This is a genomic window from Myxococcales bacterium (genome assembly GCA_016706225.1).
Lineage (GTDB): Bacteria > Myxococcota_A > Polyangia > Polyangiales > Polyangiaceae > JADJKB01.
Genome location: JADJKB010000022.1, coordinates 939,146 through 955,385, shown reverse-complemented (window position 1 = coordinate 955,385; position 16,240 = coordinate 939,146). Strand labels below are relative to the sequence as shown.

The window sequence follows — 16,240 nt, the reverse complement described above, 5'->3', positions numbered from 1 at the left end:
GCATGGCGGTTCCGCGTTTCGACCCATCCCACTCAGTGAAGTTCGACCTGGGCCGCGGATCGGTGCAATTGGAAGGGACCGGCCCGCGCTTGCTGGTGCCGCCGGATGCGCTGGTCGAGCTCTGCCGACACGCAGGGCAAGACTCGCTGACGGATTTTGGGCGCAAGCTCGGGACGGAAATCGGCCTTCGTGTCAGCAACTCCCTCGGAGATGCCGGCAAGACCATCGGTGTCGAGGGATTCGTGGACCACCTGGGCGGCAACCTCGCGCTGCTCGGTTTTGGATCGCTGTCGCTGGAGCGCTGGGGTCGCGCGATTGTGTTCGTGGTCGAATCGTCGCCCCTGAGCGCCGCCGGTGATCCGCTGCTGGGCGCATTGTTGGAAGGTGCGCTGCAACGTTGCATGGGCCGGGACGCAACGTCCGTACTCCTGGGTCGCGACGCAGAACACGTTCGGTTCTTGATGACCGGTGCCCGTGGTGCAGAGCGGGTCCGAGCTTGGCTGTCCGAAGGAAAGTCGTTCGGCGAAGCCCTCGAGCGCCTGCATGAAGGAAGCGGGGCATGATGGGCTCGCAAGATCAGATCACGCGGTTGCAAGGACTGCTCGAGCGCGTGCAGGCCAATGCCGCCCGGCCCCGCGTCGTGGTCGCAGCTCAGGCGTCTGCCGCTGCCGAGCCCGAAGCGGTTGTCGCGCTGGAGCCGGTCGCCGAGATGGTTCCGGTCGCCGAGATGGTTCCGGAAAGTGAGCCGGTTGCACAGGTTGTTCCGGCGAGCGAGCCGGCGATTGCAGCCGTTGCCGAGCCAGCCCTTGCGCCCCCGGAGGAGACTTCCATCGTGCGCGTGGTGGAAGCCCCCAGCGCCGTTGACGACGGAGAGGTGTCCGTCGAAATGGGTGAGGCATCCCTCGAAGATGTCGACTTGCTGGAAGACGACATCGTCGACATCACCGACGAGGGAGAGGAAGAGGCTCTCGCCGAGGCGGACGTCGAGCCTCCCGCGTCCTCGCGTCGACCGATTGCGGGCAGCATGGGGGAAGCCCTCGCGGGTGCCGCGGAGCAGGTTGAGATGGACGAAGGGCGGGAAATTCCCCTCAAGACCCCGCCGCCCGAGTCAGGGCCGCAAGCTGCGGTTCCGCCTCAGCACGCGCTCGCGGCGCCGCCGCTGCCGGAGATCGACGAGCTCGCCGAAGTCGACATCGTTTCGCGTACGCAGCCAACCGCGGCTCAGCTCGGCTCCACCGTGGAGCTCGAGCCAGGCGACGACGCGGAGCTGGAGCTGGGCGAGCCGGTGGCCGAAGCGCCGCCCGTGCACCTGGTTCGCGACGAGCGCCCAGCGGCGCCCGAGGTGGTGCGACCTCAGGTCGTCGAGCGCCCCGCGCTCGCGGCAGCGGCTCCGCCAGCCAGTGCCTTCGTTGCAGCCGCCAAGACCTTCCAACCGCAGAGCTTCGCCGAGCTCTTGGATGCGTCACTCGCCCTTGGGGCCGACTGACCGCTCCAATTCGTCCATCACAGAGGCTACGTCGCCCGAGAGTGCGCTCTGCGGCTCCAGCCAACGAACCGGTTGATCGCGCAGCCATGTCCGCTGACGCCGGGCAAACACGCGCGTTGCGCGGATGATCTGTTCAGCGAGCGCCGTGGTGTCGATGGCGCGACCCGTGCTCAGCGCGTCGTGGACCTGTTTGTAACCGACCGAGCGCATGGCACGCGCGCCATCGAAGCCTCGTGCAACGAGCGACTCGACCTCGCAGACGAACCCCGCGGCGAGCATGGCCTCTGCGCGCGCCCGGATGCGACTATCGAGGGCCTCGGGTGTGTGACGAATGCCGATCAGTCGATGCGGATGTCGCACCTCGCGGAATGCATGGTCGGCGTGCCACTGGCTGAGCATGATGCCCGAGAGCTCGAAGACCTCGAGCGCTCGGCTCACGCGCACGAGGTCATTTTCTGCCAGGCGCTCCGCGGTCTTCGGGTCGACGCGCCGGAGCTCCGCGTGCAACGCGCCACGACCCTCTGCTTCGGCGCGCAGTTGATGGCGTTCGCGGATGGCCGGGTCAGCCGGAGGAGCATCCGCCAGCCCGCGAGTGAGGGCACGGACCCAGAGAAACGTGCCCCCGCACACGATGGCGCGTCGGCCCCTGTCGCGGATCTCCCGGACCTTCTCGTCCGCGAGCTCTGCCCACTGCGCCGCGTCCATCGCTGCGTCCGGCTCGACGACGTCGATCAGATGATGCGGGGCGCGCGCACGCTCTTCTCGTGACGGTTTGCCCGTACCGATCTCGAAGTGGCGATAGACCTGCACACTGTCGGCGCTGATGATCTCCCCGTTGATGGCCTCGGCGAGGCGGATCGCGAGCTCCGTCTTGCCGGACGCGGTCGGGCCCACGAGCACGAGCAGCGGATCGGTCATCAGCGCCGTCCGACGCGTCGGTCCAGCTCGTTCCAACCGGTGAACGTGACGACGGGCCGGCCGTGGGGGCAGTGGCCCGCAAAGTCAGCCCCGTCGAGCGCGGCGAGCAGCGCCGCCGCTTCGTCGGCAGAGATCGGATCACCCGCTCGGATCGAAGCGTGGCAAGCCATCGTGGCGAGAGCCAGATCGACGGCGTCGGAAAATCCGCGACCTCCGCCGCGCGTGACCTCACTGAGCAGATCACGCACGAGCCGCTCAGGGCTGCCTTTTTGCAGCAGCTTCGGCACCGCATGCACACTCAGGCTCTCGGGCCCGCGCACTCGGAGGTCGAGCCCGACGGCCGCGATCTCGTCGCCGCGCGCCGCGACCAACTCGGCCTCCGCGCTGGTGACCTCGACGAACACGGGGAAGAGCAGCGCTTGCGAGGCCACCGAGCTCGAGCGATAGGCTTTCCGCAGCTTGTCGAACATGACGCGTTCGGCGGCCGCGTGTTGATCGAGCACGTACAGGCCATCGTCCGCCTCACACACCAGATAGGTGTGGCGGACCTGAGCCACGAACCGCAAGTTCGCCCAGCTCATCTCCGGCCGCGGGCGGATCGGAGAGCGCTCGGAGTCCTGCACCGCGACCAGCGGCGGCTCGGCCGCCCGGTAGGGCGCACTGAGAGGGGTGCTGGTGTTGTCCGCGGAGGCAGCCGCACCCCCGGCCAGGCCCCACGGATCGTCGCTCTCATCGCTCGGCTTCGCCGGAGCTGTGGCCATCTCACCCTGAGCCGTGTGCGAAACCGCGGCTTCGGGTTGCGATGCGCTCGGAGCCCCAGCCGCGCCGGTGGGTGCAGTCGGCGAGCCGTGGGCGGCGCGCGACGCATGAAACCCCGCCGTTTCGCGGGCGTCCGCCGCCGCAGTGCGCGGCTGAGCTGGTGTTCCTCCCCAGCGCCGGCCTGGCGGCAACGAGAACGCGGTCGCGAGCTCCCGCGACAGGATCGAATACAGAGCGTCGTTGGCCGCGCGCGGATCCGCGAAGCGCACCTCGGATTTCTGCGGGTGTACGTTCACGTCGATCAGCACCGGGTCGATGTCGAGGTAGACGACACCGCGCGGATACCGGCCGCGCTCGAGCACGCTGCCGTAAGCTTGAGCCACCGCGAGCGCGAGGGCGCGATCACGAATCGGCCGATCGTTGACGAACAATCGCAGCCCACCCGCGCCCGCCCGCGCGGACTCCGGACGCCCTAGGAAGGCCTCGACTCTGAGCGGGCCGCGCTCACCCGCGCAGCGTGTCAGCTCATCGGAGCCGAGCACTTGCGCAACACGCTCGGCGCGCGTCGCGACCCTCAGCCACTCGCGTACGGGGCGACCATCCCGGGACAACGTGAAGCTGACGTCGGGCCGAGCGAGCGCTGCGGACTCGACGACGTCCGTAACGTGACCTGACTCCGTGCCGGTGGAGCGCAGGAACTTGCGGCGCGCCGGCACGTTGTAGAACAGATCGCACACGCTGATGGTCGTGCCGATGGGAGCGCCGGCCGGGCGAAGGTTCGGCGCGGCGCCTCCCTCGATCGACAGCTCGACTCCCGCGTCGTTCTCCCGGACCCGTGTCTTCAGCGTGAAGCGACTGACCGAGGCGATGCTGGGCAGCGCCTCGCCGCGAAAACCGAAGGTCTGCACGTGGCTCAGCTCGTCGAGAGAAGCGATCTTGCTGGTGGCGTGCCGCTCGACGGCGAGCTTCGCGTCGTCTTCACTCATCCCCGCGCCGTCGTCCGACACCAGGATCAATCCGACACCCCCCGCCTCGATCTCGACGTGGCAACGCCGAGCGCCCGCATCGAGGGCGTTCTCGACCAGTTCTTTGACGGCGCTCGCCGGCCGTTCGACGACCTCGCCCGCGGCGATCTGATTGGCGAGCTCCGGGGGCAGGATGCGGACGTTCCCCACGGCGAAGGCTCAGCTTTCTTCGCTCGCGTTCGGGGCGGGGCGCGCCAAGAGCTCCCGCGCCGAACGCCGGCTCACCGCCACCGCACCCAAGCCCAGGAGCGCCAGCTGGATCCCGAGGCGAAGCCGAAACGTCCACCAGGACTTCAGTCGCACCAGCTTGTCGAAGTCCCCCGGCGCGATCGCCTCGGGACGTTGTTCGATGCCACTGTGCACGATGGCCTCGACCACACGATTGCGGACCGGTTGGTACAGCGCGTAGCCGACGATCAACACCGCAGCGTTGGCCAGGATTACCTGGACCGCGAAGGCCGGCGAGGCTCGACGGGCAAACAGCGCCTTGCTGCTCACTGCCACGAGCAGGCCCCCCAAGATGACGTGGGCCACGCCGAGCGGGAGCGCGTGTCGGGCGATCGACTGCACACCCTCGACGAAACCCCGAGTGAGGACCTCCTGGCTGGCGTCCCCGCGCAGCGAGCCGAAGGCGGAGGAGAACGGGTTGCGTACGATCTCGATGGCGGCAAAACCTTCGGCCGCCGCTGTCATGCCAACCAACCACAGGGTCACGAGCGCGATCACCAAGTAGATGGGTCGCCTGGGTGTCTCGTCCTGGTCCGCCACGTCGTTCCCTCGAGGGTCGCTCGTTACTCCGCGTAGCATGCCCCAAGTCGTTGCGCGACACATCGCGCCACGTACTTCTGGGTCACAGCATTCCGGCGCGCCGCGCCGCTTCTTCGATGCCGCCTCCGGACCATGCGTCCGCCTCGAGGGTCTCCGTCGCAGCCGCCTTCACCTCGTCCGGTGCTTGGCCCATGGCGTAGCTACGCCCCGCGGCCGCGAGCATCGAAATGTCGTTGATCCAGTCACCGACGGCGACGGTCTCTTCAACGGTGACGCCGTAGTGCTCGGCGATGCTGCTCAGGGCCGTGGCTTTGCTGACGCCGGCCGCGCGCACGACCATGCCCCAATTCGCATCGAGATCCCGCCGCGCCACCGCGAAGAACCCGATCTGGATGTGGTTGCCCGCAAGCTCGAAGATCCGCTGCGCCGCGGCGCGGATCTGGCCTTCGTCACCCAGCGAGACCAAGGCCGCAACCGAGCGGTCATCCTGGAAATGGGCCGGGTCGAGCACGCGCTTCAGGTGTACCGAGCGCTTGGACCAGAGGCCCACGAACGGCAGGAACGGCACTCCGCGCTGGTCGTGCAGCACCGAGTCCTGAGAAAACACGAAGGTGATCGGGTCGAACTCCTCGATCGCCTCGATCAGGGGCTCCGCGGCTTCGGCGAGGATGGGATGGGTCGTCAGCGCCGTGTCATCGCTGCAATCCACGACCTGGCTACCGTCCAGGCAACCGACGGCGCCGGTCACGCCGATCTCGCGGGCGATGTCCCGCGTGCCCGAGTACATACGCCCGGTGCACACGGTCACGTGAATGCCGCGCTGCTGAAGCTCGATGACTGCTCGAAGATCGCTCTCGTGCACCTGGCCGCTCGAGTCGAGCAGCGTGCCGTCGAGGTCCGTGACGAGCAGCTTGAAACGGGTCAGATGGCCGTCACCGGATAGACGGAGACGCGCTTCTTGATCCGGGTTGCGAACTCGTAGGCAACGACACCATCAACCAGTGAGTACAGCGTGTAGTCACGACCGACGCCGACGTTCTTGCCAGGAGCTATCGACTGCCCGACCTGGCGAACGAGAATGCCACCGGCGCGAACTGCTTCGCCGCCGTAAACCTTGACGCCACGATGCTGCGCGTTCGAGCCGCGACCGTTGCGAGTAGAGCCGCCACCTTTTTTGTGTGCCATCGATCAGCCTCAGCCGGAAATGCCAGTGATCTTCACTGAAGTGAGTTCTTGTCGATGACCCATCTTGCGGTGGTAGCGCTTGCGGCGCTTGAACTTGAACGTGGTGATCTTCTCACCGCGTCCGTGCTCGACGATCTCGGCACTGACTTTCGCGCCAGCCACGGTGGGCTTGCCCACCTTGATGATGTCGCCAGAAATCAGAAGCACATCGGTGAATTCCACCGTGGTGCCGGGTTCACCCACGAGGCGCTCCACCACGAGGGTGTCGCCTTGGGCCACTGAATACTGTTTGCCGCCAGTGCGGATGACTGCAGTTGCCATCGGAAGGGCGCGGAACCTAGCCCGCGCGTCCGAACCACGCAAGACGTGAGCGGACTTTCAGCGGTCGGCCGGGTCGGCTCCCGGAGTTTCGGTCCGGGCGTCGCCGGAACTCCCGCGGCCGTCACGCGTCACGCGTTCGGCACCGGCCCTTCGGCCGCATTTGGCTTGCCTCTACTATTGAGTGGAACTATACAACTGGGGTCAGGCGCCGACGCCCTGCGTCAGGGCCACTGCGCACCGGGAGAAAAGCATGATTTCCTTCGAGCCTTCCGAGGATCAGAAGCTCATTGTGGGCACCGTGGCGGACTTCGCGCGAGAGAGCCTCGCCCCCCGCGCGCGGGAGTTCGAGAAAGCCGCGGCCATCGCCGCCGACGTCCGGCGCGCGGTTCACGAGATGGGCCTCAGCTTGGCTGCGCTGCCCGAAGCGCTGGGCGGGCAGGGCCTGGGCCTCACGACCGCGGTGATGATCAACGAGGAGCTCGCCTACGGTGATCCGGCGGCGCCCTTTGGCCTGCCGGGCTTCGGGGCCTTCCTGCATGCGGCCAGCGAGCTCGGCTCGGACGAACAAGCCAAGGCGCTGCTCGCGCCGTTCGCGGATCCCGAGGGCGAAGAGCCGTTCGGTGCCGTCGCCTGGAGTGAGCGCAAACCAAACCGCGAGCGGCCGGGGTTCGTCACCACCGCGAACAAGGTGAACGGCGGCTTCGAGCTGACGGGTGCGAAGGCCTTCGTTGGTAACGCGGATCTTTCGCAGACGTTCATCGTTTTTGCGCAGGTCGAACCGAGTGACGGGTGGAACGGCATCGGTGCGTTCGTCGTGCAGAAAGACAATCCGGGTCTGAAGGTCTCGGGTCGGCACGACACACTCGGCCTCGAGTGTGGGCACTTCGGTGAGATCGTGCTCGAGGGCGCCAAGGTGAAGGACGCGGATCGGCTCGAGGGTCGTGGTGACTTCACGCTCGCTTGTGCGAAGTTCTTCGCCAAGTACTCCCTCACCGTCGCCGCGCGCCAGGTGGGTCTCGCGCGGCTCGCCTTCGACATCTCGCGCGAGTACTGCGACATCCGCAAGGCCTTCGGCAAACCCATCGGCCACTTCCAGGCCATCGCGTTCACCCTGGCGGATCGCCACATGGACGCCGAGAGCGCGAAGGAGCTCGTGCGGCGCGCCGCGTGGGCCTGGGACAGCGGTAAAGAGAGCCCGACCTGCTTGCTCTACACGGCGCAGGCCGTGGCCCACGCGCATCAGGTCGCCATGCGCTCGGCCGACGACGCGGTGCAGCTGCACGGCGGGGCGGGGTTCATGCGCGACGTCATCGTCGAGAAACTCATGCGCGACGCCAAACAGATGGCCCTGGCGGGCGCGACCGCGGAGCAGATGGATCAGCTCGCAGCCGCGGTCGAGCTCGGCATTCCGCTCGATCCGGCGCTCATCTTGCCAACACCGGAAACCCAAGCCGTCCTGACCTGAGCCGTGCGCACCCGCGTCAATCCAGAGGAGATGAAGCCATGATCGACTTCGAGCTGAACACCCAGCAGCGCGCACTCAAAGAAGCCCTGCAGGAGATGGGCAAGAACGTGATCCGACCCCAGAGCCTGGGTTGGGATTGGGTTAAGACCGTCGACCTCGACTTCTTGCGCACGTTCTACATGATGAGTCAGGCGCTCCGCGGGGACAGCAACCCGATGGAGGACTTCAACGAAGGGTCGAAGACCCGCGACCCGAGCAAACCCGTGCAGACCAACCGCACGGCGGCGGTGGGGGCGGAGGAGCTCGCGTGGGCCGACGCGAGCATCATGCTGAGCTTGCCGGGGCCTGGGCTCGGTGGTCCGCCGCTGCGCGCGACGGGCACGCCGGAGCAGAAGGAGCGCTTCTTCTCCATCTTCCGCGACATGAGCCAGGAGCTGCGCTGGGGCGCCTACGGGCTGACGGAGCCGGGTGCCGGCAGCGATGTGGCTGCGATTCGCACGAGCTGCAAGAAGGACGGCGACGTGTACATCCTGAACGGTCGCAAGTGTTACATCACGATGGGCGGACGCGCCTCGTGGGTGGTGATCTTCGCGACCGTCGATCCCGCCCTGGGGCGAGCCGGCCATCGCGCCTTCGTGGTTGAGAAGGGCACGCCGGGTTTCTTCGTGGGAAAGATCGAGGAAAAGATGGGTCTTCGCGCCAACGAGACGGCGGAGCTCGTGCTCGAAGACTGTCGCGTGCCGGCGGCGAACCTGCTCGGTGGTGAGGAGAAATACCAGACCAAGGAGGGATTCATGACGGCGATGAAGACCTTCGACAACACGCGTCCGATGGTCGCCGCCATGGCGTGTGGCATCGGGCGGGCGGCCTACGAGTACGCGCGGGACTTCGTCAAAGAGAACTACGTGCTCGGACGACCCGTCCCGCGCTACGCGGCCATCGCGGAGCGCCTGGCGAAGGTTGGGCGTCAGCTGGAGGCGGCGCGCATGCTGGTCTGGAAGGCCGTGTGGATGGCGGATCAGCACATGCCCAACGCCAAGGAGGCCAGCATGAGCAAGGCGCTGGCGGGGCAGGCGGCGATCTGGGCGTGCATCGAGGCCATCGAGATCTGCGGCGCTCACGGCACTCTGGCCGAGGACCACGCCCTGCTCGAGAAGTGGTTCCGTGACATCAAGGTCTACGACATCTTCGAGGGCACCGGGCAGATCCAGCGCATCGTGATCAGCAAGCGGCTGCTGACCGACCTGCGGGCGTTCTGAGCCCAGGCAACGCCTGCACTCAGCGGCTACCCCTCGTGGTAGATCGCGGCGGTGCGCCGCCTGGAAGACATCGATTGGGCCTCGTGGAAAGCCGTGGACGAGGCCACCCTCCTGTTCGTGATCCGTGACGAAGAGGTGCTCCTGATCCGTAAACAGCGCGGGCTCGGGGCGGGCAAGATCAACGGGCCCGGCGGGCGGCTCCATGTCGGAGAGGCGCCGCTACAGGCTGCGATTCGCGAAGTCGAGGAGGAGGTGTGCGTCACGCCGCACGACATCAGCGAGTGCGGGGAGCTGTCGTTTCAGTTCGTCGACGGGTACTCGATCCACGTGCACGTGTTCCGAGCAGCTGGCTGCGTCGGCGACGCGCGCGCGACGCCCGAGGCCATCCCGCTCTGGACGCCCATCGATCAGATCCCGTACGACGAGATGTGGGCGGACGACCGCATCTGGCTGCCCATGATGTTCGAGCGCCGGCGTTTCAACGGGCGTTTCATCTTCGACGGCGACACGATGCTCGACCACGCGATCGACGTGGCGGACGCTTTGGGTTGAGCTGGCGCCCGCGTCACGGCGTGTGGGTGCGGCTGAGCGCGCCCGTGCTGGGAGTCACCAGCGCTGTCCCTTGGGTGCTCCTTTGAGCCCGACCAACCCGGGGATGGGTTCGTTTGGAATTTCGCTCGACAGCTTCTGGTAGAGCTCCTTCATTGCCGTGAAGCGCTCGGGATCCGACTTGGAGAGATCGTTCTCCTCCTTCGGATCCTTCATCACGTCGAAGAGCAGCCACTCTTCGTCGTTGCCGATTTCGATGATCTTCCAGCGCTCGTCGATGACGGCGCGGCGGCGATCCATGATGTCACAACGAGGCAGCTCGGCGACGATGGGGCGGAGCTCGGCCGGGGCACCCAGGGCCTCGGGCACCAGGCTCTTGCCGCGGAACGGCGGATCGTGCGGCAGACCCATCAGGTCCGCGAAGGTGGGGGCGAGATCGATGTGGCCGCGTGGGGTCTCGATGCGGCGGGGCTCGGCACCCGGGATGTGGATGATGAGCGGCACACGGATCAAGCTCTCCCAGACGTCGTAGGCGTGACGGAATCGCCCGCGCTCGCCGAAGCCCTCGCCGTGGTCGGCGGAGATGACGATGGCGGTGTCCTTGCCCCAGGGTTGTTTCTGGGCCCAGTCGACCAGATCACCGACCCACTGATCGGTGTAGTGCACCTCGTTGTCGTAGAGCGCGCGGATGTCGAGGCCCCAGTCGGGGTGGTCACGATGTTGCCGGTACGTGTAGTGGGGATCGAGGAAGTGGTAGTAGGCGAAGAAGCGTTTGCCATTCTCCTGGCTCACGTTCTTGGGCTCGGAGAGCATGGTCTTGGCGAGCTTGTTGAGCGCTTCGCTGGTGACGTTCTCGATGCCCTGGGTGTCGAGCTCGGTGCCGCGCAGCAGGCGGTAGTCGTCGAAGCCCTGGTTCAAGCCCATCACGGGCTTGAAGTACCCGTGACCGTGACCTGCCAAGGCGCGGAAGCCCGCCTTCTGGGCGCGCTCGCTGATGAAGAGATTATCGGGGCCCCAGAGCGTGAAAAAGAAGGCGTCACGCTGCATCTCGCTCGGGTACTTCCCGACCAGCGCAGGGGCGACACTCTTCGCGGTGTAACTCGAGATGGAGTACGCGCGCGGATACAGCGTGCTCCGTTTTCTGAACGCATCGAGCCAGGGTGCGATGGGCCGCTCGTAGCCCGTCCATGGCATGTCCCAGCGCAGGCTATCGATCAGGATGAAGAGGACGTTGTAGGTCTGCTTCAGCTTGGGGGGCGCGGGTGAAGGTGGAGCGCCGCTCTTTTCGGCCTCCCCCGACGCCGGCGGCGCGTCCACGGCGGGCGACTTGGCCGCGTTCTCGCCGGGTGCGCTGGACCCTTTCGAACAGCCGAGGGCCGCCAAGAAGGCCAGGCAGGTGAGGTTCGGGAGGCGGAAGCGCACGGGGGAGGGAATTGTGACCCGATCCGCCCCGTGCGCCTCAATTTTCGGCCGCGTCAGCCGCGGATGATGGCGGCGCGCGCGCTCGCGTCCTGACCGGAACGGACCTCTTTCAGGAAATCCATCACCTTGTCGATGAAGGCGCGCGCGTGGTCCATGTCGGCCGCGTGTTCGTCGGCGGCGCGCTCCGAGCGACTGGCGCTCGCTTCGTGCCCCACCGCTCGAGCGTCCGCCACACTCGCGTCGTGTTCGAAGACGGCGCTGCCAATCTTGCCGAAGCCATCGAAGATCGCAGCCATGCCCTGAGCGGTTTGCCCAAACACCTGTGCTTTGGCCGGCGTCGCGAGCCCGGAGACCCCGCCTCCGACGTTGATCATACCTGCTGCCATCCCGGTCATTCCGGAGATGACCGCGGCGTTCCGCCGGTCGTCGGCCGCGTCCCGCATGTTCTGGACGCGAAGCGCGACCTGGTTTTCGATGTTGCGCTCGCTGGCGAGTTTCATGCTGCGGGCCTGCTTGCGATCGTCGGAGGCTGACTCGGCGAGCAACGCGGCGATCTGATAGATCGCGTCGTCGCTCAGCGGTGGCGTACCCGCAGAGGGCTCTGGCAGCGTCGTCGTGGCGCCCACGCTTACGCCTGCGTTGGTGTTCCCGGCGGCCTCCGCCACATCGTTGACCGTGACCTTCGCCCCATTCGTGATGCTGATTCCCATCTTCATACCCTCCGCGAGGCCATCAACAACGCTCCATCCTTGGCCTCGATGGCGGAGCGAACGTGTCCGAGTGCGCGCTGGTCCGACTTGTCGGATGCAGCGATGGCGTCGAGCAAGAAGCCGAGCATGCGGTCAGCACGCTCGGCCTTCGCGCGGTCGGCGGTGGCGTCGGCCATGAGATCGGCGGCTTCGCCCTCACACTCTCCTTGTTGCCACTTGGCGTAACCGGCTCCGGTCGCCGAGGCACCGCTGATGATGGTCCCAGCCGACCCCAGGAAGCTGCCAACCTTTTGCAGCTGCGATGCCGTGGCGGCGGCGCTCCCACCCAAGGACGCGATGCCGGCGCCGCCGGTGCAGGCGGCACCTCCAACCCACAGGCCGATCTCGACGTAGGTAGCAGTCTTCGGGTCGAGACCCGCGTCTTCGAGCCACTCCGTTTTTTCGAGGACCATCGCGGCTGACGAAAGAATCGCCCCGCTGACAGCGAGGACTCCGACAACGCCCGCCCCGCCCGTCGAAACCGCGAACCCAACCGCAGCAACCACGGCTGCGATCTTGGCGATTTCCCCGAGGTCGCCGCCGATGCCGAGGAAATTGCCCGCGTCGCGGGCTTTCTCCTCAGCGTGCCGGAGTTCTCGGAGGGCCCTGTCGCGGGCGACTTGCTTGCGTGCGCGGAGACCCTCGGCGTTGCCGCGGGAGGCGTCGAAGCCGGTCCGCCGTGCGTCGCTCATCAGTGCATAGAGCTCGGACAATGCGTCGGTGTTGGTCTGCGGCTCAGGAGCCGGGAGCAGGCTGTCCAAAGCGGTGGGCGTCGATGCGCCGCGCGTCGAAGCGGCGGGGGTCACCTGGGTGACGGGAATGCCGCTGCTGATGCTGGTACCCATCATGACTTCATCCCCTCTCGTTCCACCAACTCGGCCAAGTCTTCGTCGGCGCTGTCTTCGGCCAGGCGTCGGGCCACCTCCAGGGCCTCGTCGGCCTCGGCGTCTTCGCCGAGGGCTCTGAGGGTCCGGAAGCGGGCGAGCGCACAGCGCCCCGCGGTCGGCAGGGCCGAGACCGCGGTCGTGTAGAGCTGGAGCGCGATCTGCTCCTGGCCGACCTGAGCGTGGCACTCCCCGAGCGCGAGCCAGCTGCGTTCGTCCTCCGGGCAGAGCCGGAGCATGATCCGGAACAGCTCTGCGGCCTGCACGTAGCGATCTTGTGAGAACAGCGAGTGGCCCATGGCGTAGAGCGCCTCTTTTGCGTCGCTCGAGAGCGTGGGCGGCACCGAGCCAGAGTTGGTGGTTATCATCGCGCACCTCACCGGATGTTCCCGACGATTCCATCCAGACCCTTCAGGTTCTTCTCCATCATGTTGGTCGTCAGCTGGATGAGGGTCTGGCGCGACGAGACTAGGGACTGAAGCTGGATCATGTTCAGCTCGGCGTTCTTGCCGAGGTCGTCGATCATGTCAGCAAGGGGTTTGAACTTCGCGTTGAATTCCGACTCGGCGCCCGTCGGCAGCGCAGCGGTGGCGACGTCGTGTTTGCCTTCGCTGATGTTGCCGTTTGGAAACCAGCTCTTGTAGTCGAGCAGGAGAGCGGCTGCCTCTGCGTCCATGCCCGCTCCTTTGAGTTCCTTATAGGCCTTTGTGTACGCATCTCCGATCTGCTGGCCGAGCTGCTTGACCTTGTCTGCACTCTTCCCGCTCGTGGTGTGGGTTTCGATGGCGGTCTTCAGCTCCGACAGGATCTTCTTCTTCGCCTGCATGTTCTTCTGCTGAGCCATGAAGGACTTGATTTCGTTGTCGATGCCCTTGAGCTGCGTCTGGCAATAGAGCAGCAGCCCCTCTGCCGTCAGCGAGACACCGCTGGCCAAGAAGCCGTCGACGTTGTTGTTGACGCTGTTGGCCATGAGCTGAGTTTGAGCGTTCAGGATGGATTGAATCGGGTTCTGCATCGGTCTACCTCTTCTTCTTCGGTTTCTGTTCGACACGGTCAGCAGCGAATGACGCCGCAAACTTGGGTCCTCGGGTCCACGGGGCGCGCGGCGGCGGCCTGAGCGATCTCTTCAAGCTCGGCTTCCGAGACCTCGAAGGTCGCGTCGCTGTGCGCGAACGTCGCGCGGAGCAGCTCGAGTGATGCGTCCTGTGCTTCGAGCTCAGCGGACAGTTCGTTCAGTACGGATTCGAAATCGCTTCGGCTCATTGCTGCCTCCTGGCGCTGACGTTTTGGGCGTCAGTGCGCGTCCCATCGGGGGAGGTGTGCGCGGGTTGCGCACTTTTTCCCCCCCAACGCCGCTGCGCTGACCCCGCCCCTTCCCCCCTCCGCCCGACTTCGGGTTATGCTCCCGGTTCCGATGCGTCGCGCTTCCCTTGCCTGGGCCCTTGCCCTCGTCCTCGTGGCGTCGAGTGGGGTAGTCCTGACGGGATCCGATGTGGGCGCTCAGACGAAGAAGGGCGCGAAGGGCGGCAAGGTCAAGAAGGTCTGGAAGAACGGCAAGCTCGTTCCCGTGGACCCCGCCCCCGACGAGGGCGACGACAAGGCCACGAAAGACGCCAAGGACGCCAAGGATCCCAAGACGCTGGCCAAAGACTCGAAAGAGCCCAAGGCCGAGGGCACCAAGGAGTCCAAGAGCGGAGGCGCCGAGACCAAGGCTACGACCGGAAGCCCCTCGGTGCTCGAGACCAAGAGTGAAGGCGACGGCGGCGTGAAGACCTACAAGTTCGGACCCGTCGAGGTCGAGGGCCGACTGAAGTCGCCGCAGGTCGTGTACTTCATGCGCCGCGTTCGCGCGGAGTTCGCCGCGGGAATGCTCGGGCACCGATCCTTCATGCGTGAGCTCAGCGATACCCGCCGCAGCCCCGCCGTAAAGTAAGAGCCATGGCCCTTCCCGCTTCGCAACCCATCGTCCTGCGCACCGCCGCCGTCTGGGGGACCACCGTGCTCGCAACACGGCAGCTGAGTGGCGGGCAGTCGTTTGCCTTCGGCGACTTCAAAGAAGCCACGCTCCCGAAACCCGACAACAGCGTGATGCCGGACGTGCCGGTCCGTGCCGTCGCCAGCGGCTGGGAGCTCGATGCGCGAGGCGCGACGGGCGGCGTCATCTACCTGCGCGGACGCCGGGAGAATCCCGTCGATCTTGGACGCGGCGGCGCGCCGATCCCCATCGTCGCCGGTGACTTCGGGGTCGTGCAGTACGGCCCGACCTTCAGCGTCTTTTTCCAGTTCACCCACGCGCCGCCGGCGTTGCGCACCCGGCGCCGCTGGGAGTGGTCGCTGATCTTCGCGTTCATCTTCTCGCTCGTCGCCATCTGCGGTGGCCTGGCCATGATCTGGGCCATCACCACGCCACCCGCGATCCCCAAACCGCTCGAGCTGACCAGCTCGGCGGAGCTCGCGGTGCAGTTCAATCTGAAGGAAGAGCCCGTCGAGCCCGAGAAGCCGACCGGCAAAGAGGACTCCGACAAAGGCCAAGGCATCAAGGACCCCGGCGCCAAAGACAAGAAGGACATGGGCGGCGGCAAGAAGATGAAGAACGAGGAGGGGCAGCTCGGCAAGAATGGTGCAGCCGACAAGACCGAGCTCAAAGGTGAGATCCGCAACGGGCTCGGTGGCATCTCGGAAGTCCTGAACAGCGAGGTCGGCGAGGAAGTGAAGAAGACCCTCGGCACGATCAGCTCGGTTGCTGATGCACTGGGTGGTCTGCGCTCCGACAACATCGTGCTCGGTCGTGGCACCGGTACTGGCCTCAAAGGCTCCGGCTCCGGCGGCGGTGGCGATGGTGAAGGTGTGCCGTTCGGTTCCGGAACCCTCGACACCGGTTGGGGTCCGGGCAAGGGCGGCGGCTTCGGTTCCGGCAGCGGCGGCCCCGGAGGTCGCGGACTCGGGGGCTACGGCAAGGGCGGTAAAGGCGGCGGCGAGGGCTCGGGCTCCGGCGATGGCAAGGGTCCCGGCGAGAAGGCGGTCGCGGGCAAAGACGTCCCCAAACCGGGTCAGGGTCTCACTCCGGCACAGATCTCACGCGTGGTGATGTCGCGGTACGGCGCGTTCCGCGCGTGTTACGAGGCCGCGGCCTCGTCGAATCCAACCATGTCCGGCAGCGTGAGCATCGGCTGGAGCATCTCTGCTGGCGGCTCCGTGGCGGGCGCGAGCGTTGGTAGCTCTTCACTCGGCAACCCGCGCGTCGAAGGCTGCATCGTGCGGCAGTTCAGCCGCCTCTCCTTCCCGACTGCGGACAAACCCACCAACGCCAGCTGGACCTTCAGCTTCAAGCCGAGCAAGAAGTAGCCGACCACCCGGACAATGCGGGCTCATCCCGCCTGTTTTGTCCGGCCGCCTTTCGGCTCTGGCACGCGCGTGGCATAGTTGGAGTTCATCTCTTCTCCAGGGGTC

At 66.4% G+C, this 16,240-nt stretch carries 19 protein-coding genes; 7 read left to right on the top strand and 12 right to left on the bottom strand.

The annotated features are described in order from the left end of the window. The first annotated feature begins 35 nt into the window (after positions 1 to 35). Both IPI67_35200 and IPI67_35195 read left to right on the top strand, forming a co-directional pair. Positions 36 to 563, top strand: coding sequence for a hypothetical protein (locus IPI67_35200; protein ID MBK7585427.1), 528 nt, complete (start codon positions 36 to 38; stop codon positions 561 to 563). Further along, positions 560 to 1,486, top strand: a complete 927-nt coding sequence (locus tag IPI67_35195; GenBank protein ID MBK7585426.1) for a hypothetical protein — start codon at positions 560 to 562, stop codon at positions 1,484 to 1,486. The genes IPI67_35200 and IPI67_35195 overlap by 4 nt, the downstream gene beginning before the upstream one ends. Here IPI67_35195 and miaA read toward each other — a convergent pair. From miaA to rplU, 6 genes are all read right to left on the bottom strand, one after another. Further along, positions 1,463 to 2,404, bottom strand: coding sequence for a tRNA (adenosine(37)-N6)-dimethylallyltransferase MiaA (miaA, locus tag IPI67_35190; protein ID MBK7585425.1), 942 nt, complete (start codon positions 2,402 to 2,404; stop codon positions 1,463 to 1,465). The genes IPI67_35195 and miaA overlap by 24 nt on opposite strands. Next, the gene (mutL, locus tag IPI67_35185; GenBank protein MBK7585424.1) at positions 2,404 to 4,338 is read right to left on the bottom strand and encodes a DNA mismatch repair endonuclease MutL; all 1,935 of its coding nucleotides are present in this window, start codon (positions 4,336 to 4,338) and stop codon (positions 2,404 to 2,406) included. The genes miaA and mutL overlap by 1 nt, the downstream gene beginning before the upstream one ends. 9 nt (positions 4,339 to 4,347) lie before the next feature. Then, positions 4,348 to 4,956, bottom strand: coding sequence for a hypothetical protein (locus IPI67_35180; GenBank protein ID MBK7585423.1), 609 nt, complete (start codon positions 4,954 to 4,956; stop codon positions 4,348 to 4,350). An 82-nt stretch (positions 4,957 to 5,038) separates the two neighbouring features. Further along, complete coding sequence (locus tag IPI67_35175; GenBank protein MBK7585422.1) at positions 5,039 to 5,881, bottom strand: HAD family hydrolase; 843 nt, start codon at positions 5,879 to 5,881, stop codon at positions 5,039 to 5,041. Continuing rightward, positions 5,878 to 6,141: a 50S ribosomal protein L27 gene (rpmA, locus tag IPI67_35170; protein ID MBK7585421.1), complete on the bottom strand. Its 264-nt coding sequence runs from the start codon at positions 6,139 to 6,141 to the stop codon at positions 5,878 to 5,880. The genes IPI67_35175 and rpmA overlap by 4 nt, the downstream gene beginning before the upstream one ends. 9 nt (positions 6,142 to 6,150) lie before the next feature. After that, positions 6,151 to 6,462, bottom strand: coding sequence for a 50S ribosomal protein L21 (rplU, locus tag IPI67_35165; GenBank protein MBK7585420.1), 312 nt, complete (start codon positions 6,460 to 6,462; stop codon positions 6,151 to 6,153). Between the two features lie 250 nt (positions 6,463 to 6,712). Here rplU and IPI67_35160 point away from each other — a divergent pair, with 250 nt between their 5' ends. The 3 genes from IPI67_35160 to IPI67_35150 are packed head-to-tail and all read left to right on the top strand — an operon-like array spanning position 6,713 to position 9,738. Further along, a complete protein-coding gene (locus IPI67_35160; protein MBK7585419.1) occupies positions 6,713 to 7,927 on the top strand; it encodes an acyl-CoA dehydrogenase family protein in 1,215 nt (404 codons plus the stop codon). Positions 7,928 to 7,965: 38 nt separating this feature from the next. Further along, positions 7,966 to 9,186: an acyl-CoA dehydrogenase family protein gene (locus tag IPI67_35155; GenBank protein MBK7585418.1), complete on the top strand. Its 1,221-nt coding sequence runs from the start codon at positions 7,966 to 7,968 to the stop codon at positions 9,184 to 9,186. A 51-nt stretch (positions 9,187 to 9,237) separates the two neighbouring features. Next, on the top strand, positions 9,238 to 9,738 hold the full coding sequence (locus IPI67_35150; protein ID MBK7585417.1) for an 8-oxo-dGTP diphosphatase: 501 nt from the start codon (positions 9,238 to 9,240) through the stop codon (positions 9,736 to 9,738). A 54-nt stretch (positions 9,739 to 9,792) separates the two neighbouring features. On the opposite strand, the gene IPI67_35145 is transcribed toward IPI67_35150, so the two are convergent. Genes IPI67_35145 through IPI67_35120 form a run of 6 tightly spaced genes read right to left on the bottom strand, consistent with a single transcriptional unit; the run spans position 9,793 to position 14,053 of the window. Then, positions 9,793 to 11,157 carry a sulfatase gene (locus tag IPI67_35145; protein ID MBK7585416.1) on the bottom strand — a complete coding sequence of 455 codons (1,365 nt, stop codon included), beginning with the start codon at positions 11,155 to 11,157 and terminating at the stop codon, positions 9,793 to 9,795. A gap of 53 nt (positions 11,158 to 11,210) precedes the next feature. Further along, positions 11,211 to 11,867, bottom strand: coding sequence for a hypothetical protein (locus IPI67_35140; GenBank protein ID MBK7585415.1), 657 nt, complete (start codon positions 11,865 to 11,867; stop codon positions 11,211 to 11,213). A 2-nt stretch (positions 11,868 to 11,869) separates the two neighbouring features. Beyond that, entirely contained in the window at positions 11,870 to 12,754 is an 885-nt protein-coding gene (locus IPI67_35135) for a hypothetical protein (GenBank protein ID MBK7585414.1), read from the bottom strand. Further along, entirely contained in the window at positions 12,751 to 13,158 is a 408-nt protein-coding gene (locus IPI67_35130; protein MBK7585413.1) for a tetratricopeptide repeat protein, read from the bottom strand. Before IPI67_35130 ends, IPI67_35135 begins: the two co-directional genes overlap by 4 nt. A gap of 8 nt (positions 13,159 to 13,166) precedes the next feature. Beyond that, a complete protein-coding gene (locus tag IPI67_35125; protein ID MBK7585412.1) occupies positions 13,167 to 13,805 on the bottom strand; it encodes a hypothetical protein in 639 nt (212 codons plus the stop codon). Positions 13,806 to 13,843: 38 nt separating this feature from the next. After that, positions 13,844 to 14,053 carry a hypothetical protein gene (locus IPI67_35120; GenBank protein ID MBK7585411.1) on the bottom strand — a complete coding sequence of 70 codons (210 nt, stop codon included), beginning with the start codon at positions 14,051 to 14,053 and terminating at the stop codon, positions 13,844 to 13,846. A 151-nt stretch (positions 14,054 to 14,204) separates the two neighbouring features. On the opposite strand from IPI67_35120, the gene IPI67_35115 reads away from it, so the two are divergent. Both IPI67_35115 and IPI67_35110 read left to right on the top strand, forming a co-directional pair. Continuing rightward, entirely contained in the window at positions 14,205 to 14,723 is a 519-nt protein-coding gene (locus tag IPI67_35115) for a hypothetical protein (protein MBK7585410.1), read from the top strand. A 5-nt stretch (positions 14,724 to 14,728) separates the two neighbouring features. Further along, on the top strand, positions 14,729 to 16,135 hold the full coding sequence (locus IPI67_35110) for an AgmX/PglI C-terminal domain-containing protein (protein MBK7585409.1): 1,407 nt from the start codon (positions 14,729 to 14,731) through the stop codon (positions 16,133 to 16,135). Positions 16,136 to 16,240: the final 105 nt, after the last annotated feature.

What these genes read in the sequence shown, in the direction of transcription:
- IPI67_35195 (MBK7585426.1), top strand. Translation starts at nt 560, where the DNA reads ATGATGGGCTCGCAAGATCAGATCACGCGGTTGCAAGGACTGCTCGAG.
- IPI67_35140 (MBK7585415.1), bottom strand. Translation starts at nt 11,867, where the DNA reads ATGGGAATCAGCATCACGAATGGGGCGAAGGTCACGGTCAACGATGTG.
- IPI67_35110 (MBK7585409.1), top strand. Translation starts at nt 14,729, where the DNA reads ATGGCCCTTCCCGCTTCGCAACCCATCGTCCTGCGCACCGCCGCCGTC.
- rplU (MBK7585420.1), bottom strand. Translation starts at nt 6,462, where the DNA reads ATGGCAACTGCAGTCATCCGCACTGGCGGCAAACAGTATTCAGTGGCC.
- IPI67_35130 (MBK7585413.1), bottom strand. Translation starts at nt 13,158, where the DNA reads ATGATAACCACCAACTCTGGCTCGGTGCCGCCCACGCTCTCGAGCGAC.
- IPI67_35120 (MBK7585411.1), bottom strand. Translation starts at nt 14,053, where the DNA reads ATGAGCCGAAGCGATTTCGAATCCGTACTGAACGAACTGTCCGCTGAG.
- IPI67_35115 (MBK7585410.1), top strand. Translation starts at nt 14,205, where the DNA reads ATGCGTCGCGCTTCCCTTGCCTGGGCCCTTGCCCTCGTCCTCGTGGCG.
- IPI67_35160 (MBK7585419.1), top strand. Translation starts at nt 6,713, where the DNA reads ATGATTTCCTTCGAGCCTTCCGAGGATCAGAAGCTCATTGTGGGCACC.
- miaA (MBK7585425.1), bottom strand. Translation starts at nt 2,404, where the DNA reads ATGACCGATCCGCTGCTCGTGCTCGTGGGCCCGACCGCGTCCGGCAAG.
- IPI67_35125 (MBK7585412.1), bottom strand. Translation starts at nt 13,805, where the DNA reads ATGCAGAACCCGATTCAATCCATCCTGAACGCTCAAACTCAGCTCATG.
- IPI67_35135 (MBK7585414.1), bottom strand. Translation starts at nt 12,754, where the DNA reads ATGATGGGTACCAGCATCAGCAGCGGCATTCCCGTCACCCAGGTGACC.
- IPI67_35155 (MBK7585418.1), top strand. Translation starts at nt 7,966, where the DNA reads ATGATCGACTTCGAGCTGAACACCCAGCAGCGCGCACTCAAAGAAGCC.
- rpmA (MBK7585421.1), bottom strand. Translation starts at nt 6,141, where the DNA reads ATGGCACACAAAAAAGGTGGCGGCTCTACTCGCAACGGTCGCGGCTCG.